Annotated in this window: 20 protein-coding genes; 16 read left to right on the forward strand and 4 right to left on the reverse strand. The window is 54.5% G+C overall.

Translation table 11 applies throughout. The annotated features are described in order from the left end of the window. The first annotated feature begins 48 nt into the window (after nt 1–48). From DFP98_RS15890 to DFP98_RS15905, 4 genes are all read left to right on the forward strand, one after another. Nucleotides 49–921: a YitT family protein gene (locus DFP98_RS15890; RefSeq protein WP_116061600.1), complete on the forward strand. Its 873-nt coding sequence runs from the start codon at nt 49–51 to the stop codon at nt 919–921. Between the two features lie 78 nt (nt 922–999). After that, nucleotides 1,000–1,773: a polysaccharide deacetylase family protein gene (locus DFP98_RS15895; RefSeq protein WP_246016558.1), complete on the forward strand. Its 774-nt coding sequence runs from the start codon at nt 1,000–1,002 to the stop codon at nt 1,771–1,773. 148 nt (nt 1,774–1,921) lie between these two features. Then, a complete protein-coding gene (locus DFP98_RS15900) occupies nt 1,922–3,337 on the forward strand; it encodes an ABC transporter substrate-binding protein (RefSeq protein ID WP_116061601.1) in 1,416 nt (471 codons plus the stop codon). A 110-nt stretch (nt 3,338–3,447) separates the two neighbouring features. Further along, nucleotides 3,448–4,824 carry an ABC transporter substrate-binding protein gene (locus DFP98_RS15905; protein ID WP_116061602.1) on the forward strand — a complete coding sequence of 459 codons (1,377 nt, stop codon included), beginning with the start codon at nt 3,448–3,450 and terminating at the stop codon, nt 4,822–4,824. Between the two features lie 244 nt (nt 4,825–5,068). Here the strand turns inward: DFP98_RS15905 and DFP98_RS15910 are convergent, their stop codons facing one another. Next, nucleotides 5,069–5,581 (reverse strand): C40 family peptidase, encoded by a 513-nt coding sequence (locus DFP98_RS15910; RefSeq protein ID WP_116061603.1) that lies wholly within the window; start codon nt 5,579–5,581, stop codon nt 5,069–5,071. 251 nt (nt 5,582–5,832) lie between these two features. Between DFP98_RS15910 and DFP98_RS15915 the strand changes: the two genes are divergently transcribed. After that, nucleotides 5,833–6,423, forward strand: a complete 591-nt coding sequence (locus DFP98_RS15915; protein ID WP_246016559.1) for a guanylate kinase — start codon at nt 5,833–5,835, stop codon at nt 6,421–6,423. Nucleotides 6,424–6,595: 172 nt separating this feature from the next. On the opposite strand, the gene DFP98_RS15920 is transcribed toward DFP98_RS15915, so the two are convergent. Next, a complete protein-coding gene (locus tag DFP98_RS15920) occupies nt 6,596–7,498 on the reverse strand; it encodes a helix-turn-helix transcriptional regulator (protein WP_116061604.1) in 903 nt (300 codons plus the stop codon). A gap of 153 nt (nt 7,499–7,651) precedes the next feature. Here DFP98_RS15920 and DFP98_RS15925 point away from each other — a divergent pair, with 153 nt between their 5' ends. The 11 genes from DFP98_RS15925 (at nt 7,652) to DFP98_RS15975 (ending at nt 19,046) form a co-directional block, all read left to right on the forward strand. Then, nucleotides 7,652–8,788, forward strand: a complete 1,137-nt coding sequence (locus DFP98_RS15925; RefSeq protein ID WP_116061743.1) for a Gfo/Idh/MocA family protein — start codon at nt 7,652–7,654, stop codon at nt 8,786–8,788. A gap of 125 nt (nt 8,789–8,913) precedes the next feature. Continuing rightward, complete coding sequence (locus DFP98_RS15930; protein ID WP_116061605.1) at nt 8,914–10,008, forward strand: AAA family ATPase; 1,095 nt, start codon at nt 8,914–8,916, stop codon at nt 10,006–10,008. A 16-nt stretch (nt 10,009–10,024) separates the two neighbouring features. Beyond that, nucleotides 10,025–11,266, forward strand: a complete 1,242-nt coding sequence (locus DFP98_RS15935) for a TadA family conjugal transfer-associated ATPase (RefSeq protein ID WP_116061606.1) — start codon at nt 10,025–10,027, stop codon at nt 11,264–11,266. Beyond that, nucleotides 11,263–12,003: a type II secretion system F family protein gene (locus DFP98_RS15940; RefSeq protein ID WP_116061607.1), complete on the forward strand. Its 741-nt coding sequence runs from the start codon at nt 11,263–11,265 to the stop codon at nt 12,001–12,003. The genes DFP98_RS15935 and DFP98_RS15940 overlap by 4 nt, the downstream gene beginning before the upstream one ends. After that, nucleotides 12,000–12,842: a type II secretion system F family protein gene (locus DFP98_RS15945; RefSeq protein WP_116061608.1), complete on the forward strand. Its 843-nt coding sequence runs from the start codon at nt 12,000–12,002 to the stop codon at nt 12,840–12,842. Before DFP98_RS15940 ends, DFP98_RS15945 begins: the two co-directional genes overlap by 4 nt. Before the next feature lie 69 nt (nt 12,843–12,911). Continuing rightward, complete coding sequence (locus DFP98_RS15950; protein ID WP_246016560.1) at nt 12,912–13,112, forward strand: Flp1 family type IVb pilin; 201 nt, start codon at nt 12,912–12,914, stop codon at nt 13,110–13,112. Next, nucleotides 13,096–13,836: a pilus assembly protein gene (locus DFP98_RS15955; protein ID WP_116061609.1), complete on the forward strand. Its 741-nt coding sequence runs from the start codon at nt 13,096–13,098 to the stop codon at nt 13,834–13,836. Before DFP98_RS15950 ends, DFP98_RS15955 begins: the two co-directional genes overlap by 17 nt. Next, nucleotides 13,833–16,037 carry a hypothetical protein gene (locus DFP98_RS15960; RefSeq protein ID WP_116061610.1) on the forward strand — a complete coding sequence of 735 codons (2,205 nt, stop codon included), beginning with the start codon at nt 13,833–13,835 and terminating at the stop codon, nt 16,035–16,037. The genes DFP98_RS15955 and DFP98_RS15960 overlap by 4 nt, the downstream gene beginning before the upstream one ends. Then, entirely contained in the window at nt 16,000–16,983 is a 984-nt protein-coding gene (locus tag DFP98_RS15965) for a hypothetical protein (protein WP_116061611.1), read from the forward strand. The genes DFP98_RS15960 and DFP98_RS15965 overlap by 38 nt, the downstream gene beginning before the upstream one ends. Further along, a complete protein-coding gene (locus DFP98_RS15970) occupies nt 16,980–17,471 on the forward strand; it encodes an A24 family peptidase (protein ID WP_181917723.1) in 492 nt (163 codons plus the stop codon). The genes DFP98_RS15965 and DFP98_RS15970 overlap by 4 nt, the downstream gene beginning before the upstream one ends. Further along, nucleotides 17,472–19,046, forward strand: a complete 1,575-nt coding sequence (locus DFP98_RS15975; RefSeq protein WP_147310206.1) for a DUF6382 and FHA domain-containing protein — start codon at nt 17,472–17,474, stop codon at nt 19,044–19,046. 195 nt (nt 19,047–19,241) lie between these two features. On the opposite strand, the gene DFP98_RS15980 is transcribed toward DFP98_RS15975, so the two are convergent. After that, nucleotides 19,242–20,147, reverse strand: coding sequence for a TIGR01777 family oxidoreductase (locus tag DFP98_RS15980; protein WP_116061614.1), 906 nt, complete (start codon nt 20,145–20,147; stop codon nt 19,242–19,244). Between the two features lie 23 nt (nt 20,148–20,170). Beyond that, nucleotides 20,171–20,584 (reverse strand): hypothetical protein, encoded by a 414-nt coding sequence (locus DFP98_RS39085; RefSeq protein WP_181917724.1) that lies wholly within the window; start codon nt 20,582–20,584, stop codon nt 20,171–20,173. Nucleotides 20,585–20,661 lie beyond the last annotated feature (77 nt).

The raw sequence follows: 20,661 nt of genomic DNA on the forward strand, positions 1-20,661 counted from the left end.
AAATGCACGAAATCCGGGTAGTTCGTCCCCCCAAGAAGGAGAAATGCTATGGCAGGCTCTAAGCATCATAAAAAAACTTCGGTCACAGATTATTTAGTAAAATTCATTTTCATTACAGTTGGCGCAATTTTGATGGGGGTTGCCCTGGAAATTTTCCTGGTCCCCAATCAGATTATAGACGGCGGAATTACCGGAATTTCGATCGTGCTCTCGAAAATAACTCCGGTTTCTCTCGGTCTTTACATCTTTCTGATAAACCTGCCTTTCCTGTTTATCGGGTATAAGCAGATCGGCAAAACATTTGCGATATCGACTTTGTACGGAGTGGCAGTCATGTCGGTCACAACGGCGTTCTTGCACCATGTCGAGCCGTTCACGCACGAGAAAATATTGGCTGTGCTGTACGGAGGATTGCTGCTTGGACTTGGAGTAGGCTTGGTCATCCGCTTCGGAGGGGCCTTGGACGGAAGCGAGATCGTGGCGATTTTGCTCTCCAAGAAGATGCGTTTTCCCGTAGGGCAGATCATTATGATGATCAATGTCTTTATCTTCATTACTGCCGGGTTTGTATTTGGCGCCGATTCGGCGATGTATTCCATATTTACATTCTACATAGCGGCGAAAGTGATGGATATCGTGGTACAGGGTCTCGACGAATCGAAGTCGGTGACCATCATCTCCAGCGAATACGAGGAAGTCTCTCAGGCGATCATGGACAGGTTGGGCAGGGGAACAACGATGATCTATGCAAAAGGCGGCTATGCGAAAGAGGAGACGCAAATGATCTATTGCGTCGTTACGCGACTTGAAGTAGCCAAGCTGAAAACGATTGTGCAGGAAATCGACGCCAAAGCGTTTATCTCCATTCAAAACGTAGCCGACGTATTAGGCGGCAATTTGGAGAAAAAAAACATTCACTGACGGTTTCCGAGTGACGCTTATAATTGCCGATCAAAACCTCCATACTATCCCTGTAACATACAGGAGCGGAGGGAGTTCATGCCCGTATTCAAGACGGCGACGCTTATTGGCATGTGCTTGTCGATAGCGGTCGCGACAAGCGGCTACAAGGAACAACATAAGGAACAGCCGGTCAGAAAAACAAGGGCGTACTACGAGGAACGCGAAGAGGTCGTATGGGAAGTTCCGATGAAGGAAAAGCTGATTGCTCTTACTTTCGATGATGGTCCGAATCCCGTCACGACGCCCAAAATACTCGATCTATTGGCGGCAAACGAAGTGAAATCGACCTTTTTCGTCATTGGTAAACGGATGGATCAGTACCCGGATGTCGTTAGGCGCGAGGCAAAGGAAGGTCATGAAGTCGCGAATCATACATACAGTCATCTGTATTTGAACCGACGAATCAGCAAACAAAGGCTGGCAGAAGAACTTGCAAGGACAGAAGAGCAGATTGTGAAGCTGACCGGAAAGCATAGCTCATGGTTCAGGCCGCCGGGAGGCTTCTTCAACGATTCGGTCATTCGGACCGCGCGCGAGCACGGTTATACGATGGTGCTGTGGTCCTGGCATCAGGACACGAAGGATTGGAGCTCTCCCGGCACTCGAAAAATCGTCGACAGAGTGTTGAATAACGTTCGCAACGGCGATATCATTCTGTTTCATGACCATGTCGCTGGATCGATGCAGACGGTTCAGGCGCTCGAGACGATTTTGCCGGAGCTCAGAAGGCGCGGCTACAAAATGGTCACCGTCTCTGAGCTGATCAAGCATAAAAAATCAAATACGATGCAGGGAAAACCGCCTGCCTGATTACGTCGAATCCTGCCGTAACGGGCAGGCTTTTTTTATACTATGAAACGATCTTTTACACTTTAATATTAGATATAGAAATTTTAGGGATTTCGCATTCGTTTTCCGATATGATGGGAGCAGTTCCATCTATAGAGGGGGTTGTTCCATGAAAAAGTCTTTATTTGCCGTATTGAGCTTTGCGCTGTTAATCGGCTTAATGAGCGCCTGCAGCGGCGAGGGGATAAAGGAGGGGGAACTGGCGCCCTTAAGTAAGGATGAACAAGTGAAAATCAAAGTCATGTCCTGGGATAGCAATTACTTCTTTCAGGAATACGGGAATATGTTCGCCACTCAATTCCCCAATGTTGAAATCGAAGTGGTTAGCATGCAGCAGATGTACAACGAGATGGCTACGGAAACGATGGAGGAGCGGCTAGCCAAATTTTTGGACGTACATAAGCCTGACGTGCTGCTGCTGCAAGGAGCGGAATATGAGCAACTGGCCGGACAAGGAAAGCTGCTGGCCCTCGATTCGGTTATCGGACAGGACAAATTCGAAACGGAAGGCATTCATCCGGCCATTTTGAAAATATTGAGGGAGCAGGGCGACGGCAAGCTGTACGGTTTGTCTCCCGATTTTACCAGCTCGGCGCTGTATTACAATATCGACTTGTTCAAGAAGCACGGAGTGGAGCTGCCGAAGGATTCGATGAGCTGGGAAGAGGTGTTCGAGCTGGCCAAACGGTTCCCGACAGACGGAGCCAAGGATTCCAGAATATATGGACTTTCTATGGACGTCTATACGAGGATCTCCACCTTAATTCGGCAAATCGGAACGGAGCAGGATCTTAGAATGCTTAATGCGGACGGCTCGGTTTTTAATATCGACACGGACTCTTGGAGAAAAGTGTTCCAGTCGGCGATTGGCGCTGCGAAGTCCGGGGCGCTGTATGTACCGACGGAGGCGGACAGGATGTTCAACTTCACGACGATGGAGGAGATGTATCAAAGAAATCTGTTCGTCATGGGTAGGTCGGCTATGGCTTTTAAAAGCAGCTACGAGGTTCAAGAAATTGTCCGGGCTAAAGAACATCTCACCGGCGTCGCTCCCGTCAATTGGGGAATCGTAACGGCTCCGGTCGATCCGAGCAACCGGAATCAGAGCGGTTATCTCAATCTGAACAACATTTTCGCCGTAAGCGCCGATTCCGCGAATCCTCGCGCATCCTGGGAATTCATTAAGTACATCAACAGCGACGGTTTTGCCAAGCTGAAGTCCAAGTCTCTCTACGGCAGTATTTTGAGCCGCATGAAGCATAATCCGGATACGGATGGAAGGAGCATGGAGCCATTCTATAAGCTTGAACCGAAGAACAATCCGAATAATGAGTATACGAAAGCGCCTGTTCAGTTCTTCACCGCCTTGGCAAGCTTTATCGACGCCGAGGTCGATGCCGTTATGAACGACAAGAGAACGGTAGAGGAAGCGATACAAACCATTCAGGAAAAGGGAGAAGCGGAACTGCTGAAAGCAAGGAAGACGGCTGAAGCTCAGGAAGGGAGAGACAATTCGGATGATTAAGAGAAGATATATGCGAAAATGGCGAAAACGGGGAGCGCCCTTGTTAACGGCCATTATAGCCGCAGCCGTTGTCAAAGAGTCGGTGAAATCAAGGAGATGGGGGAATTAAGTTGAATCGAAGAGGATGGAGCGGCGTTTTGACCGTAGTCTTGCTGCTTGCGATCGTTGGATGCAGCGGCGGAAAAGGCGAAGGCGGCGGTGGGGATTGGGAAGCTTTGGACAAGGAAGAGCAAGTCAATCTTAGGGTGATGTATTGGAGCAGCCAGCAATTTATGTCCGAGTACGGTATGCTGTTTGCCTCCGAATTCCCGAATGTTGAGATTGAAGTGGTGAGCAGGCAGGGATTTCAAAGGGACCCTGAGAAGCCTCTGGAGGAAGCTTTAAGCGAGTTCATGGAGAAAGAGCGTATAGACGTTGCCTTTTTGCTGGATGATGAGTACGAGAGATTGGCAAGCAAAGGTCAGCTTCTTGATCTGGAGCCGGCAGTTCAGGGCAGCTCCTACAGTCTTGAAGGCTTCAACCCGGCGATTCTTGCCCAGCTTCGCAGCGAAGGAGACGGCAAGCTGTACGGTCTAAGTCCGTTTTTTACAAGCAAAGCGCTATTTTATAATATCGATCTGTTCGAGAAGCACAAAGTGGAATTGCCGAGAGATTCTATGACCTGGGAAGAAGTGTTCGAGCTGGCGAAGAGATTTCCGACGGATGGCGACGAGAAGAACAGAGTATACGGCTTTACGATCGATGGCTTCATGTCTCCGTTGTTTTACACGTTCGAAATCGGCGCCGCTCAAAATCTGGGGGTGCTGAATGACGACCTGACAGAGCTTCAACTAAATAGCCCAGGCTGGGAAAAAGTATTCGAGATGATTGTAAGCGCGGTTAAATCGGGGGCGTTTTATCTCCCATCTGAAGAGGAAGTTTCCAAGACAATGCGGACGCTGGAGGACGATCGCTTTATTACCGGGAGATCGGCAATGACGTTTCAGAACGCTTATCAGATCGGAAATATTTTATATTCGAAAAACCAGTTGAAGAACGTCAAACCGGTAAACTGGGGAATCGTCACCGCGCCGGTCGATCCGAACAATCGCACTCAGAGCAGCGTTTACGAGCATGGCGGCGTATTCGCCATCCCTGCCAAATCGAGCAACTACAAAGCGGCATGGGAGTTTATCAAGTATGCGAATTCGGCCGAATACGCCAAGATTAAAGCCAATTCGAACAATGGAGAGCTGTTCAGCCGAACCGAGTTTAATCGGCCCCAGGACGGACGGGAAATCGATGCGTTCTATAAGCTCGAGCCGAAAGCCGTAGTGAAGAACGAATTTGCTCAAGTTCCTCAGGGGTTGGATTGGCAGCTGCTTGAACTGATTTCCAAAGAACTGACGGCGGCGGCCGAAGACAAGAAGACGTTGGATGCAGCGATTGGGACGATTCAGGAAGAAGGGCAAGCATTGCTCGTTCAGAGGAAGTCGGCCCAGAAGTAAATAATCGTGCTGACGAAGAGGCTGTCTCATAAGCATTGTTGCTTGAGATAATCGAAAGATAAAGTAAGGGGTATGTACCTCCTGTAGACTGCCTTATACGCTCCTGAAACCACCGTATCACGGGTTTACCCATTCAGGTTTCAGGTGCGTATAGCATCGGAAGAAAGTACATACCCCTTGCGCCTTTTCATCGATTATTTTTCAGAGCAACTTGAAGTGCTTATCGGACAGCTTCTTTGCGGTTTTATAGCACTCTTCTCGCCGTAATGTAACGTTTGGAGTAGCTGCTCAGCTTGCTGATCAAGACGCCGTTAAAGTTGCTGCCGATCGTGTTATGGATGAATTGCCCATTGCCGATATAGATGCCGACGTGATTAACTCTTCCCGGCTTCGATACGCTGAAGAAAACGAGATCGCCCGCTTTCAGATTGCTTTTGGCTACATAAGAGCCTTGCTTGCTTTGCGCTTGCGAGCCCCATTTCAGATTGACGCCTTGTTTGGCAAATACATATTTCGTAAAGGAAGAGCAGTCGAACCAAAGCTTGGAAGGATTGTTCACTCCGAATTTGTACTTCACTTTGCCTTTGAGCTGCTTGGCGGCGGAAATGACCGCATTGGCCTTCTGGACCGAAGTCGCGCTTGCAGATACGGTGGCCGCGTGAGCGGAAGGCGTCTGCAGAGCGCCGATTCCCGTCGCAAGGACGGTAAAGCATGCGGCGCCGATTATGATTTTCTTGAGCTGTTTTCTGAAGTTCATGTAAACTCCTCCTAAGGCTGTTCTAGATGACAAAATGGAGTATAACATGACGCTTGTCCCTGTATTGAGAAATTAAGGGCATCTTAATATTGGCAATATGTACCGTGCAACCTTTACCGGAAAAAACGTTTTATCAGTCTTAGCGATTGGATTGACGGCTCAAGCTTTCGTCTTCTATAATTAATAATTATCGGATAATTCTGTATTTTCGAGTAATGAAGACGTTTTCATGAGGAAAGGAGAGGATGCGCATGCAAATGAACGAAAGGAAGCGGAACCGGATTTTCGTCTTTACCGGACCGGACGGCTCGGGAAGAAAATCGGTCGCAGAGGCAGTCGGTCAAACCTTCGGAATGGAGAAGGTCGTTTCTTACGCAACAAGAGCTCCCAGGCCGGGTGAAGTGAACGGGCAAGATTACGTATTCGTCAATCATGACGAATACCGGGAGCTGGAGCGACGAGGCGAATTTCTCGAAAGCGTGGAAATCGACGGGCAGCTCTACGGCATTCGCAGCGTAGACATCGAGAGGAGACTGAGTCAGCACGACTCCGTCTACTTGATCCTGAATCATGAAGGAGCCAGCATCCTTAAAAATATTTACGGGGACAATGCGGTACGCCTGTTTCTCTACGTAGATCGGCGGACGGCGGAGGAGCGCCAGCGCAATCTCGGCTTGGAGGAAGCGGTCATCGCCAAGCATCTCGGCCACTACGAACGAGAGCTTAGCTACCGATCCTCCTGCGAGCATGCGTTTGAAAACTACGACTTGGCCCAGACGACCTATGAGATTACGAACACTTTGGAAACCTATTTGCAGCGGAATCTGGTCGACAAAGACTAAGCTTGTTCAGAAATCGGTCTCATACGCTCCTGAAATCACCTTATCACGGGGGGGTCCCCATTCAGATTTCAGGAGCGTATAGCATCGGAAGGAGGTACATCCCCCTTTACTCCTTTATTATCGATTATCTTTCACAGCAACTTGAAGTGCTTATGGGTCAGCCCTTTCATGGTTAGAGAAGGCTGCTCATTTTGCGATATTCGCGCGGGGAGACGCCCTGCCATTTTTTGAATGCATGACTGAAATGGTGCAAGTCTTCATATCCGACGAGCAATCCGACGCGCTCGATTTTCAAATCGGTTTCCCGCAGGCAGCGTTTCGCCTCTTGATGGCGGAGCCTTCGCACATATTGGCTGGGAGTCGTCCCGTATTGTTCCTTAAACAAACGAATGAAATGATCCTCGCTCACGCTGAGACGGGCAGCCATTAAGGAGACCGTCCACGGGAAGGCCATCCTGGCCGACATCTCGCCTGTCAAGGAACGAAGGGCGTCCTGATAAGCTTGCGGCACGGAGCGGGCCGGCTTCGGCTGAAGACGGGCCAGAGCCGCCAGCAGCACAATCATCGCCCCTTTGCAGACCATCTCGAATCCCGGCTTCTCGGACGTAAACTCCTCGCTTATTCTTTCCATCCAGCCCACGATTTCGTCGGGCACGGCCTCGTAGCGCGCCGCGTAAATCCTTTCCCCGTCTATGCCGACCGGCATCAGGCAGAAGCGGTCCGCGTGCACACGCTCCTCATCGACGACCATGAACAGCTCATGACTTATCTCGAACTCATTGTAGAAATCGAAATGAATGCCGATCAATCGGGCGCCCTCGGTGGAGGAGATCTCGATGCAATGGGGTTCGGCCGCATGCAGAAACAGCAAGTCTCCCGGGAGAAACCGCAGCTTCTCGCCGGTTTCGGGGTAATGCACGATCATTTCCCCGTCGTAAACGTACATCATTTCGAAGTCGTAGAGACGTCTTGTCATCCCCGGAGTTTTCTGAACGCTCTGCCGGCGAGCCCAATGGATGCTCGGGTTGATTTCGCGGTAATTCAGCTGTCGAACCTCTTGATCGCTTCTCGTCATGGTGCCCCTACCCTCCTCATCTCCCACATCGATAATATACAACTAATAGTCGATAACGAGCAAATACATGTTTAATCTTCCGTGCTATTATTTCATCAAATGATCGACAATAAACAAATTTGACTCGCATATTCGGAAAGACAGGTGTTGGGGATGAGATTGGGCGTCATTGGATACGGCTTAAGGATAAGCTATATTTTCCCGGAAATTGTCTCGGAGGAGTTGGGTTACCGAATCGTGGCGATCGCGGATTTGCGGTCGGAAGAGCTGCAGGCTAAGCTAGGATCGCGTGCGGAAGGGGTCCGGTTCTTCGAGGATGCCGACACCATGCTGGAGGAGGCCGAACTGGACGGCGTGATCATCGGAACTCGCTGCAATCTTCACACGGAAATGGCGATTAAGGTGCTGCGCCGGAATCTGCCGCTCTATCTGGAGAAGCCCGTCGCGACCAAGTATGAGGATCTGTACCGGCTGAAGGCTGCTTACGAGGCTTCCCGTTCCGAGGTGGTCGTATCCTTCCCGCTGCGGAATACGCCGCTCGTCACGCTGGCCAAAGAAATCGTCGATTCGGGCAAGATCGGCACGATCGAGCATGTGCAGGCTGTAAATAACGTACCGTACGGCGGAGTTTATTACCATAGCTGGTACAGGGACGACAGCATTACGGGAGGACTGTTCCTGCAAAAGGCGACGCACGATTTCGACTACATCAATTGTTTGCTCGGCTTGAAGCCGATCGAAGTATGCGCGATGAAGTCGAAGCAGATTTTCAAGGGAGACAAGCCTGCGGGGTTAAAGTGCGTCGATTGCGAGGAGAACCGAACTTGCGAGGAAAGCACGCTGAAGCCGGCGAACTTGGATCGGGGAGATTACTGCAGCTTCGCGGTCGACACCGGCAACGAGGATTCGGGCAGCGCGCTGCTGAAATACGAGACGGGAATGCACGTGAGCTATTCGCAAAATTTCTTCGCGCGCAGAGGCGCGGAGCGGCGCGGAGCCCGACTGCTCGGATACAAAGGGACGCTGGAGTTCGATTGGTACAAAAGCGAGCTTAAAGTGTATATGCATCATGAACCGAGAGTGGAGACGCATGTCATTGACGCGAACGTGCTGGACGGGCACGGCGGAGGGGACGGCAAGCTCGTTCGCAACTTCCTGGAGTGCGTGCGCGGCCGCGAACGGTCGGCTACGACGCTTGGCGACGGTCTGCTGAGCGCGCTGCTCTGCCTCAAAGCGAACGAGTCGGCGGAGACGAAATCTTTTCAGCGGATTGAGTGGAACGACCGTTGACGACAATGGAAATCCATGGTATGTTGAACATATAAATTCAATAAACAAAGCGGAAGCACCGCAAATTTCGACGCATAGCGCGTTGGAGTTTGCGGTTTTTTTGTTTTCCGGAAAGGAGGCGAAAGATGATCAGAAGGCTTGTACTGGCCGCGGAGGATCGGGAATACGTCGCCAAACTGGCGGAGTATTTGCGCGAAGAGGAGAAGGACTGGGAAGTGACCGCCTGCACTTACGACGGTGCGCTGAGAAGAGAGCTGCGGAATGGAGGGAAAATCGACGCTTTGATCGGCGAGCGGGGGCTTGTGGGACAGGCGCTTTCCGAAGGCGGGCAGCCGGGAAAAACGATCATTCTGACGGATGGCCATGAAGCCGCGGAGGAAGGCTGGCAGAATATGGACCGCTATCAGCCATTGCCGGCTCTGCTAAGCGGGATTCGAGGGGCGTTGGGGCTGGAAGCGGCCAAGCTGAAGGAGGGATGTCGGATATGGACGGTATTCTCGGCTTCGGGAGGCGCCGGCAAGACGACGGTGGCATTGAACCTGGTCCGTCAGGCAGGGGAGCGAGGCCAACGCGTTCTCTATCTCAATCTGGAGGAGTTGAACGCGACATCGCTCCTATTCGGCAGAGGCGAGCCGGACGGATTATCCAGATTGCTCTACGCGCTGCAAGCGCGCCCGGAGCAATGGGGAGAGCTGTCGCAACAGCTGTGTCGGCACCAGTCGCAATTGCGAGCCGATTATATCGACGCTCCCGAGCATCCCGGTGAACGGCTTGCGCTTACGCCCGAACTGACCGGCGCTTTGCTGGACAAGCTGAAGTCGGACGGCCGTTACGACGCGATTGTCGTCGACCCGGATTCCGGCTCCGGGGAATGGCATTGCAGCCTGCTAGAGGCAAGCGATCGGGTTGTCTGGCTGATTCTCGACGATGCATACTGCCTGCAGAAGGCCGAGAAGCTGCTGCAATATTGGGAACCGCGACTTGGCAAGTCGGCGTACAAGCTGATCTTGGTCCTTAATAAGGCCGTCGGAGGGCAGCCTGTTAATCGCTGCACGTTGGCAGGAGCCGGGCCGGAGCTAGCGCTCCCGTATATCCCTCAGTGGAAGGCGGTCGACCAACCGGGGAGATGGTTGTCCTCTCCGGTATTCTCAGGGGCGGTAGATCGGCTTCTGGATAAGATGGAGCCGAGGACCGGGGGCTCGGCGAAGCGCGGGAGATGAGGAGACGGATATGGGGATGGCGGATAGCGGGCTTGCAATTGAGGAACTGGTTGAACTGAGGAACGCCGTCCGCGCTCGTTTGACCTGGGACGATTCAATTTCGGACGACGATCTGTGCCGTCTGATCGAAGACGAGCTGTTCCGCCGGGAGCGGGCAAAACGGATGACGGCAGGGGAACGCAAAGCGGCGGTCATGCGTCTGTTTCACTCGTTTCGGGGAATGGACGCGCTTCAGCCGCTGCTGGAAGACCAGGAAATTACGGAAATCATGATCAATTCCTATAAGGAAATCTTTATCGAGAAAAGAGGCGAGCTGCGAGCGGTTGATCTCGGATTCGAGAGCAACGAAAGGCTGGAGGATCTTATTCAAAGCATCGTCGGGCGCGTAAACCGCATCGTTAACGAAGCGTCGCCGATCGTGGACGCACGTCTCCCCGACGGCTCGCGGGTGCATGTGGTGCTGCCGCCGATTGCGTTGAAAGGACCGACGGTAACGATTCGTCGGTTTCCGCACCGGCCGCTCGGCATCCAGGATTTAATCGCCAAGGAAGCGTTGACGCAGGAAGCGGCCGATTTTCTGCGGGAGATCGTCCTGGCCAAATACAATCTGTTCATCAGCGGCGGCACGGGCTCGGGCAAGACGACTTTCCTTAATGCGTTATCCCAATGGATTCCTCCCCACGAGCGCGTCATAACGATCGAAGACGCCGCCGAGCTGCAGATTCTCGGGATTGCCAACCTCGTGTCGCTGGAGACGCGCAACGCCAACAGCGAGGGCAAAGGGCAGCTCGGTATCCGCGAACTGATTCGCGCGTCATTGCGGATGAGGCCGAACCGGATCATTGTTGGGGAAGTTCGCGGCGCCGAGGCGCTCGACATGCTTCAGGCAATGAATACCGGCCATGAAGGATCGTTGTCAACCGGCCATTCTAACGGAGCCAAGGACATGATTTCAAGATTGGAGACGATGGTGCTGAGCGGTGCGGATTTGCCGGTGCCGGTCGTTCGCCAACAGATCGCCTCCGCCCTCGACATCGTCGTCCATTTGAGCCGCTTCCGCGATTCCAGCAGGCGAGTGGCGGAAATATGCGAGGTGACGGGAATCGAGCGAGGAGAAGTTCAACTCAGCACGCTATTTCGCTTCGAAGAAGAAGGGGAGCGGGAAGGCGCTGTCTTCGGGAGCCTGCGCAGAGTCGCCCAGCTTCGCGATCTGGGAAAGCTGCGTCATGCCGGTCTGTTAAAGGAGGCGGAGGGATGACGGACTATTCGGTTTACAGATTAAATGCAAAAGAGAAAGCATGGGCGATTTTACTCGGCTGTTCGTTCTGCTTCACGCTTATATGGCTGCTCTATCGTCATCCGCTTATCGCAGCTTTCGCTGCGCCGTTGGGATTGCTATATCCGAAATACTATGCGCTCAGTCTGTGCCGTCGCCGACGTGACAAGCTCAGACAGCAATTCAAGGACGCTCTGCAGGCTCTGACCTCGCTGCTGTCGGCAGGGAGGTCGGTAGAGAACGCCTTCTCGGCTCTTGAGAGCGACTTGGTTTTATTGATCGGCGACAGCCGCTCCGACCTGATTAGAGAGCTGAGGGCGATCTCCAATCGGTTAAGCAACGGAGAGCAGCTTGAAGTCATCTTGCAGGATTTCGCGGAGCGATCCGCTGTGGAGGAGGTGAGGAATTTCGCGGAAGCGATCGCGATATGCAAGAGAGCGGGGGGCGATCTGGTAGAAGTGACGAGAAGAACGTCGCTGCTCATTGCCGAGAAGATGGACGTCGAACTGGAAGTGTCCGTGCTGATCGCGCAAAAACGATTCGAAGCCAAAGTAATGATGGCGATGCCGTTTGCGTTTGTCGGAATCCTTAATTTCCTGGCTGCCGACTATATGCAGCCGATGAGAGAAGGGATGGGGATCGTTGTGATGTCGGTTTGTTTGCTGCTGCTTGCGTTATGCAGTTGGTGGATCGTGCGCATTATGGACATTAAGACATGAGCATATGGCTGATTAGAGTTGTTTGTACGGCGATGCCGGGAGTTTACGCGTGCCTTGTCGCGATGTCCTTCCGCCGCTTGAAGGGAGCGAGGATCAGGCTTCATATCGATCCGTTTTCAATTGTGCTGCGGACCCCGGCCGTTTGGAGGCGGATGCTGCCCCTGCTCGACAGAGCGAGAGTCTCGTTGGCTCTGCTGAACGGAGGCTCCTGTACGGAGGTTCAACTGCTGGATTGGGCGGCGGAGGGGGCCGGGCTTGGATACTTGACGATAGCGGGTATGAGTTTACTGGCATGGACGACAGATACGCCGGAGCTGCTCGTGCTGGGAGCGCTGCTCGGAGGAGGCTTGCCCCTGCTGCGTATGAAGGAGCTTGCGGGACGGGTAAGCAAGAGACGTCAGAGCATGGTTACGGAGCTGCCGGAGCTGCTTAGCAAGCTGCTCTTAATGGTGAATGCCGGGGAGAACGTTATGCGAGCGTTGAATCGAACGGCGGAGAAGACCGGATCCTCGGATAATCCGCTGTACACGGAGCTAAGATCCGCAATCGAGAGTATGAAGCGGGGAGAAGGCTTGGCGGCGGCGCTTGAGGAATGGGGCAGGAGATGTGCGGTTCCCGAAGCGAAGCTGTTCGCGACGACAGTTCTAATCAATGCGAGGAGGGGCGGGGATGCCTTTATTCCGGCGCTGCGCGAACTGACCAGGCAAATGTGGGAGAAGCGGAAAGCGATCGCGCGAACGATGGGAGAACAAGCTTCGTCCAGACTGGCTTTTCCGCTCACGATCGTGTTTCTAATAATTATGGTTTTGGTCGGCGCTCCCGCCGTGTTTATGATGTGAACTATAAGTGTTTGTTCAAAAAGTCCGGTACTCAGCCTCTATAAACAACCAACAGGAAGGATGGTCGGAATGATCGGATTCATATATCAATACGGAATGAACGCTTTTCGCGCTTTGCGCGAGGACGAGGAGGGCATCGGCACGCTTGAATTGGTGCTGATCGTAGCAGTGCTGATCGCGATTGTGCTCGTATTCCGAGAGGAGATTATCGGCTTTCTGAAAGGGCTGATGGAAAAGCTGGAGACCAAGTCCGATGAAGTGTTCGATTAGTCTGGGTGCGCGTAAGCAAGAAGGGAGCCGACGGAGATATTCGGATTCTGCGGGTTCGTTTACAATCGAAGCTTCCATGCTGCTTCCTTGGGTGATGATGCTGACTTTTATGCTGATCTTATTTGCATTGTATATCTCGCAAGGAACGTTGCTCTATTACAGTTCGTCCATTATGACGGAACGGGCTGCGTTCATTTGGTCCAACTCTTCCGCCGACACGCGTACAGGCGGGTATCCTGAGGGACAAGTCGACGGGCTCTATTGGCGATTGACCGACGACGCCCTGCTGCAGAGCCTGTTCGGACTCGCCTCGGGAGAGGCGGGAACGCAAGTAGAGGTGTATCCAGGCATGGCCGGAGGGGAGGGGGCCGCAGCGGCCGAGAAACTTAAACGGGCAGCCTATGAAACCTCCGCCAAGCATAACGTCGGTTCTGGACAACTAAGCTATCGAAATATTGGAATTAAGCGCGAGATTCATGCAGAGCTTATCAGCTCATGGCTTTCGGTTCCGCTTGTCCGCTTCAAGGGAGGAGGACCGGCTGAAGCGAAGGTGTCCGCGCTCGTCGTGGAGCCGGCTGAATTCGTCAGGTCGTTCGATCTGGTCCGCTATTATGCAGCCAAGCTGCGGAACGCTCCGGAAGGGGAGGAAAAGTATCGTTCGCAGGCCGAGGAAGTGCTGGGCAAGCGCAAGTCGGCGCTCGGGAAAGGGGGAGGCGGGACATGAGCCACATTCGACGCCGGAGCGGGAGGACGTCAGGCTCCGTATCGGTCTATTTTATAGCTGCGACGGCTTCGTTGTTCCTGCTGACCTCCTTGTTGATCGATTTTGCCCGGATCGCCGCTTTCCGCAAACAGGCCGAGCTGTCGGTCAAGTCGGGCGTACGTTCGGCGATGTCGTCATTCGACCCGATTATTTACGCTAAATACGGACTGTTTATCCGCGGTGGGGAGGCTGCGAACGAGCTGTTTCGAACGACGCTGGAGGGCAACTCTTCGGGCGAAGACAACGAGGCGTTTTCTTTTCTGGATACGCGCTGGGGGCAAGCGGAGGTGACGGAGAGCCGGCCGCTCGCCGGTCATGACGTTTTTCGCAGGCAGGTTTTGGAGGAAATGAAGTACAAGGCTCCGATCGATCTTGCGATTGAAGTGGCAAGCCGCTTCAAAGGGCTATCGGGGACGATGAAGGAAGCGACTCGAACGGTCGATCTGCTGGAGCAGATGCGCAAAGCCTACGACCGCAGGGAGAAGGCGTTCGACGATGCTTATGATCGTCAGCGAGCGCATGGCGAGAAGGTCGCGCAGAAAGCTGAATCGGCAATAAGCTCTGCGGGAGGAGTCGTCGGCGGCTATGACGATTACGTCGCGAAGCGGGAGGAGGACAAGTCGAGAAGGCAAGCTCTTGAACGCTGGGAGGCTGAGAGAGACGCCCGCTTGAACGCCGGAGAAGATTCGGAAGAGATAGAGAAGGATAAGCCGGAAGGTCCGCGTTACGGGGCCGAGATCGCCGCTTACGAGTCCCGTGCCGCCTCCACCGCGCGGGAACTCGGAAAAGCGGCCGACGAAGCGCGAGCGGAATCGGACAAGTTCGTCTCGAAGGCGAGGGAGGCGCTGATTAAAGCCACACAGTCGAACGATGAAATGCTCGCTATCGTGGAGCGGTCGCGAAGGGATACGGGGGCGACGTCGGGAGGGAGCGAAGACGCTTTGGAATCCGAGCACCGGCAGACGATGGAGGAGCTGCGTCGCTCTGCGGAGGATCTGATTTTGCCGCCGGCTTTCTTTAGCGAATACGACGCCGAGATCGACCGGCAGTATTCGCAGGGACTAACGCTGGCGGGCGAACTCGGCTCTTTGTCGTCCTTAATCGCTTCCGCTCCCGGCTCGACCGGTATGGGAACGGCGTTAAGCTCAGGGCAGGCGCAGGCGAGCGATTGCTTGTCCGAGTTTTCCGACGACTATGGAGCCGGAGGGAGGATCATAGCGCAGCGAAAGGAAATGCTGGAGTCTCGTCGTTCCTACGAAGCGGAGCGGAAGCAGGCAGAGGCGAGAGCGGAGTCCGAATGGCGAAGTGCCGGGAGCTTCCTCGGCTCGTTCTCCGCAGGAGCGGGCTCGGACGAAGAGAAGGTAAGCGTCGAGCGTACAAGCGTGTTGTATACAGAGAATCGGGAATGGAATCGTTCCGAGGAGGAGGCGCGCAGAACGCAGAGGAGCGAAGCTTCGTCCCAAGGGAGAGACGAAGCGATGACATCGGTCAATAGCTTGCTGGACGTGCTGGAAGGCGCCGTTGAGGGAGTCAGGGATCAGCTTTACTTCTCCGAATATGCGCTCGGGAGAATGACTCATTTTCCCCCATCATCGGCGAAGGAGCTTCTGAGCGGGGGCGAGATTTCTTTGAGCGTGCACGGTCAGGAGGTCGAATATATTCTTTACGGACTGAATCATCCGTCCGGCAATATCGCTGCGGCGTACGGAGAAATTTTTGCTTTCCGACTGGCTGTTCGAACGATGGAAGGGCTGATCGAATGCCGGTCGGCGGGCCATCCTCTGCTCGTTCTGGCTGCGGCGCTAGTCTACGGAATCACGCAGGCGATGGCGGATATGGGCGCATTGCTGGGGACCGGCAAAATCCAATTGTCCAAATATTTGAAAGTAGATACGTACTATACAGATTATTTGCGACTGTTCCTGCTGCTGCATGGCGGGGGCTCAAATCCGACAGCGCGAGCGATTGCCGTAATGGAGCATGGCTCCGGACTTGATTTCCGCGGCGCTTACACGTATGCGAGCGGAGAAGGGACTGCGTCGGTCCGGCTGTGGTTTTTCCCCGGCCTGCTCAAAGCGCTGGCCAGGGTCGGAGATTTGGGAGGATCGATAAAGGGGAATCGCTATGAGGCGACGTATACCGCGGATCATTCTTACATATGAACGATGGCGTTCAATCCGGTTCGATTCCGGCAGCGTAACGCTGGAGAGCGCGCTGGCCATGCCGATTTTTCTGCTGTTTATTTTATTTCTGATCTTTCTTGTGCAGACGGCGGTCATCTCCATGGCGCTTCACGGCGCTTTGTCTCAGACGGCGAGGCAGGCGGCGTCCGCATGGTATCCGGTCGCGCTGGCGACGGACAAGCTTAGAGATTCCGAGCTGAACCGGCAGCTTGAGCAATGGAACGACAAATGGCTAAGCGTGGCGGATACGCTGCGCGAATACGGGCAGTGGCTGCCGGCGCCGATGAACGAGTGGGCGGACAAGGCGTCCGGGGTGTCGTTTTCATTGGAGGAGCACGCCGCCAAGCTTGCCTTCGGCGAACTGCTCAAGCAGTTTGCGGATCGGCGCGTGCTCGAATTGTCCAACGTCAGCCTTGTTGCTGTAGGACTTCCGGACGTCGCGGATCGTTCCGACGCTTATATCACTTTGGTGGCCGAATACAAGCTGCCGATGCGCGTTCCGTTTCTTGGGCGCAAGCTTGTTTTGCGAGAATCGGCTAGAGAGCGGGCATGGATCGGCGGAAGTCCTTCGTCCTCCAAGCAAGCGGAGGAGGACCAGACTGGCGAGACGTTCTCGGTAACGTTCGTATCTCTTGATCCGAATCCGGTGAAGCCGGGACGCAAAGCGACGCTTGTCGTGCGGACCGAACCCGGAAGCGTCGTTGATCTGTCCATTGTTTACAAGAGCGGGCCGAGCCAGGCGAAAAATCTCGGGACAACAATCGCCGATGCATCGGGTTTGGCGTCATGGACCTGGCATGTATCCGGAAGGACGACGCCGGGCCAATGGAGCATGCAAGTATCGAACGGGCAGGGCGGAGTCTGGCAGCATTCGTTCGATGTTGTAGGCAAATCTGCGGCTGCCAACGAGGAGGGGGAACGTTGAGCTGGGGAGAGTGGCTTATTGCCGGAATTTTGCTGGCGTCGGCATGCTGGACGGATTTGCGCCTCATGCGGATTCCGAACGCGTTGAATTTGACCTTCGCGGCAGGAGGCTTTGCGTATCAATTCCTTGCGCACGGAGTGGGCGGATTGGGCTGGGCCTGCCTTGGAGCATTGTGCGGCGTTGTGCCTCTGTACGCGATGAATCGCTTAGGAGGTATAGGAGGAGGAGACGTTAAATGGTTCGGGGCGTTCGGCGCATGGGCCGGGCCCGCGTTGACCTTCGAGCTGCTGCTCGTTTCCGTATTGGTCGGGGGGGGGATCGCTTGCGGGCTGTTGGCGCTCCGAGTTCCCGGCTTGCGAGCGCTGGGAATAAAGCTGAAGTGGCCGTGGGGAGAGCATCCGGTAACCGGGGGAAGGAAGGTTGCTTTTCCGTTCATGCTGGCGGTTGCCCCCGGATTTCTGATTTTACTGGGAATGGGGTGGAGATGAGTGAAAACATTGCCGCTATCGGTAAGGTTCGAACAGCGCAGAGGGCATGTCATGATTATAGAACGCGATCCGCCGCTTGCCCGGAACGAGATCATCGAGACGCAGCTTCGCATGCTTCAGCGTTGCAAAGTTCCTTCGCTGCTTCCGCTTGAGCTTGAGGAGTGCGATGGACGAGTTTCGCTGAGATACGCTTTAACCGGAACGCGCATGCTTACGGAGGCAATGCGAGCCTCCTGGTGGTCGATGAGCGAAGCGATGGAGGCGTTGTGTAAGCTTGCCGATACGTTGGAGGAATGTCGGCTAATTATGCTGGATGCCGAGAGGGTGCGGCTGCAGGACGAATTTATTTTTGTCGGCAACGAGACTCGGGACTTGCACTTTACTTATTTACCGTTAGTCCTGCCTTCCCCCAATTGGAAAGAGGACTTGGAGAGTTTGATCGTCAGGTGGATGATGCGCGTCAAAGAGCCGGACGGATTGGTTTTTCAGCAGGTGCTGCGGTTGGTGTCCAGCGCGGACTTCGTGCCTGCGACTTTAAGCCGTCTCGGCAGGAAGTATTTGGCCGAAGCTTCGGCCGGAGCTGCCGTCTCCTTCTCGGATATTCGCAAACCGGATCCCGCCCCGATGACGGATATGCGGTCTGCCGCCAGGGAAGAGAACAAACCGAAAAGTCGTTCATGGGAGCTTCTTCAACCCGTTAGCGGAGATCCGCAACCGGTATCGGAGCTTTGGGGAGAGCCGTCACAGCATCGGTTTGATGCAGTAAGACAGAAGAGCGAGGAGAACTCTGAAGAGGAGGATGGAGGCGAACGATTCGATCCTGCTCGTTGGCGGATCATCGTCATCTGCTCGTCTTTGCTGTTGCTGGCAGCTGCCTGGAAATTCGTGTACCTGGAACGGCCGGGCCAGCAGCAATTGCTCATTTGCGTCTGCTTGACCTTGATCGCCGGAGCGGCGGCTATTCTGTTCTGGAATGGTCCGCCTATGCGGATGGGATCGTTTCGTCGGGGAGAGCCCTCTTCCGAACCGGGACCGAGAGAGATCGAGGCTGCCTTCCGCAATCGCTATGCAGCGGAGGAGGCAAACGGAGTCGGCCCGGTATGGTCGCCTCCGGGGTTTGCAGCGGCGGCAGCCAAGCCGCAGGAGCGGGATACGGGGGGCCGTATTCCGGGGAGCGGCACAATTACGCCGGAAACGACATGGATTTCCGGACAGGAGCGAACCGCATTGCTAGACCGGCAGTCATCTCCGGCATCGGAACCGTACTGCTTGGTGTGGAAGTCGAAACACGAGCAATTTCGAATCCCTCTGCGCGGCGAATCCCTCGTCATCGGACGATCCGAAGAGGCGGCCGACCATGTAGACGAGACGGAGGGGATTTCCCGCTCTCATGTCGAGTTCGTGAAAGTATCCGAGCAGTGGAAGGTGAAGGACCTTGGGTCGCGCAACGGGTCGCGACTTAACAACAAGCCGATGGCTCCTTATGAACTGTATTCGCTTCAGCCGGGAGATTGCCTGACGCTGGCTTGTTCGCAGTACCGTTTCCAACTCGTGGAAGGAAAGCAACCTAACTAGAGAATGTTGATTAAGCCTCACCAGGATCACATAAAGAAAAGCCCTAGGGCGTGTATGCAAACCCGCTCAGAGGTATCTTTCATCCCCTGCTGCGTCACTTTTGCTTGACGTACCCCCGGTACGCCTTCACAAAAGTTCCTTGCATGGAACGAAAATTCGGCAAAATCTACTATCCTCGGAGTATGCATACACGCCCTAGCGGGACAAATCCCGCAGGGCCTCTTCGAGTTTAGGGAAGGCGAACTTGAATCCATGATCGAGCAGCTTGCGAGGCATCGCCTTCTGTCCGGTCAGCACGAGCGTGCTCATCTCGCCTAGGGCGGTGCGCAGCAGGAAGCCCGGAACCGGGAACCAGTGAGGCCGCTTCATCGCTTGTCCGAGAGCACGACCGAATTCGTCGTTGGATACAGGATCGGGAGCGACTGCGTTCACGGGACCTTCGATCGACTTATTATCCAGACAGAACAAAATCAAGGAAACCATGTCCTGCAGATGAATCCATGGCAGCCCCTGCTTGCCGTCGCCGATGCGGCCGCCTCCGAACAGCCGATACGGCAGCCGGATAAGCGGGAAGGCTCCGCCGTCCCGAGCGCAGACGAGCCCGATCCGCAGCTTGACGAGCCGCTTGACCGGGATTCGATCCGCCGCCGCTTCCCACCGGACGACCGTATCGCCCAGAAAGTCGGCAGGCTGCACGGGAGAGGATTCATCGAAGATCTGCTCGCCGGAATGCCCGTATAGCGATATTCCGGAAGCGTTCACAACAACCTCCGGAGGGTAGCGCATGCGCTTGATATATTCGGAGATTCGTTCGGCTGCTTGTTCCCGGGAGCGGACGATGCGCTCCTTCGCTTTGTCGGTCCAGCGCTGGTTGATCGTCTCTCCGGTGAGATTAACAAGGCCGTCGAAGCCGGACAGACGGTCGGGATCGGCGGCCCATTCCTCCCAAGTAACGTACCGAGGATGGGGAAGCGCATTGTCGTAGGCAGCGGCGGCAGGCTTTTTTCTCGTCACGATCCATACTTCGTCCCCTCTCGACAACAGGGCGTGCGTTAAAGCCTGACCGATGAATCCGGTCCCTCCGCACAGCAGCAGACGCATGCGCGTTCCCTCCTCGCTAACGATTATTCCTTATCGATAGATACGATCGTTTTTTGCTCCACCGATCCGGTGTCCGTATCGATTTTTTCAACGATATATTGGAATTTTACAGGCGTGTTCTCACCCCAGGACCCGACTTTCTCGGCGACTTCCGGAGTGACCTGGAAGCCAGTAGGGCCTTGCTCAGTCTCGATTTCGACGGAGTGGCCGTCCTGAAGTCCGACGTATTTTCCAGTGGCCTCGATCTGCTCCGGTGAAGCGGACGGACTCGGATTATCCGAAGGGCTCACGGACGGGCTCGCGGACGGACTGGCCGTGGCGGAAGGACTGGCGGACGGAGAAGATCCCGAGCTGCCGTCATTACAGGCTGTGCCTATCAGTGCCAGAGCCAACACGGCGGCCCCCAGTGTCATCGTCTTTCGGTTGCGCTTTTTCATAGTAGTGATGCACCTCCTTAAGAGGTTAGACGAAGTTGGACGGCAAAGGTTTCGGTTTTTTTTAGCGCGACGATTCC

Origin of the sequence: Cohnella phaseoli, assembly GCF_003386235.1 — a bacterium.
GTDB lineage: Bacteria > Bacillota > Bacilli > Paenibacillales > Paenibacillaceae > Cohnella > Cohnella phaseoli.

What these genes read in the sequence shown, in the direction of transcription:
- DFP98_RS15890 (WP_116061600.1), top strand. Translation starts at nt 49, where the DNA reads ATGGCAGGCTCTAAGCATCATAAAAAAACTTCGGTCACAGATTATTTA.
- DFP98_RS15895 (WP_246016558.1), top strand. Translation starts at nt 1,000, where the DNA reads ATGCCCGTATTCAAGACGGCGACGCTTATTGGCATGTGCTTGTCGATA.
- DFP98_RS15900 (WP_116061601.1), top strand. Translation starts at nt 1,922, where the DNA reads ATGAAAAAGTCTTTATTTGCCGTATTGAGCTTTGCGCTGTTAATCGGC.
- DFP98_RS15910 (WP_116061603.1), bottom strand. Translation starts at nt 5,581, where the DNA reads ATGAACTTCAGAAAACAGCTCAAGAAAATCATAATCGGCGCCGCATGC.
- DFP98_RS15915 (WP_246016559.1), top strand. Translation starts at nt 5,833, where the DNA reads ATGCAAATGAACGAAAGGAAGCGGAACCGGATTTTCGTCTTTACCGGA.
- DFP98_RS15920 (WP_116061604.1), bottom strand. Translation starts at nt 7,498, where the DNA reads ATGACGAGAAGCGATCAAGAGGTTCGACAGCTGAATTACCGCGAAATC.
- DFP98_RS15925 (WP_116061743.1), top strand. Translation starts at nt 7,652, where the DNA reads ATGAGATTGGGCGTCATTGGATACGGCTTAAGGATAAGCTATATTTTC.
- DFP98_RS15930 (WP_116061605.1), top strand. Translation starts at nt 8,914, where the DNA reads ATGATCAGAAGGCTTGTACTGGCCGCGGAGGATCGGGAATACGTCGCC.
- DFP98_RS15935 (WP_116061606.1), top strand. Translation starts at nt 10,025, where the DNA reads ATGGCGGATAGCGGGCTTGCAATTGAGGAACTGGTTGAACTGAGGAAC.
- DFP98_RS15940 (WP_116061607.1), top strand. Translation starts at nt 11,263, where the DNA reads ATGACGGACTATTCGGTTTACAGATTAAATGCAAAAGAGAAAGCATGG.
- DFP98_RS15945 (WP_116061608.1), top strand. Translation starts at nt 12,000, where the DNA reads ATGAGCATATGGCTGATTAGAGTTGTTTGTACGGCGATGCCGGGAGTT.
- DFP98_RS15950 (WP_246016560.1), top strand. Translation starts at nt 12,912, where the DNA reads ATGATCGGATTCATATATCAATACGGAATGAACGCTTTTCGCGCTTTG.
- DFP98_RS15955 (WP_116061609.1), top strand. Translation starts at nt 13,096, where the DNA reads ATGAAGTGTTCGATTAGTCTGGGTGCGCGTAAGCAAGAAGGGAGCCGA.
- DFP98_RS15960 (WP_116061610.1), top strand. Translation starts at nt 13,833, where the DNA reads ATGAGCCACATTCGACGCCGGAGCGGGAGGACGTCAGGCTCCGTATCG.
- DFP98_RS15965 (WP_116061611.1), top strand. Translation starts at nt 16,000, where the DNA reads ATGAGGCGACGTATACCGCGGATCATTCTTACATATGAACGATGGCGT.
- DFP98_RS15980 (WP_116061614.1), bottom strand. Translation starts at nt 20,147, where the DNA reads ATGCGTCTGCTGCTGTGCGGAGGGACCGGATTCATCGGTCAGGCTTTA.
- DFP98_RS39085 (WP_181917724.1), bottom strand. Translation starts at nt 20,584, where the DNA reads ATGAAAAAGCGCAACCGAAAGACGATGACACTGGGGGCCGCCGTGTTG.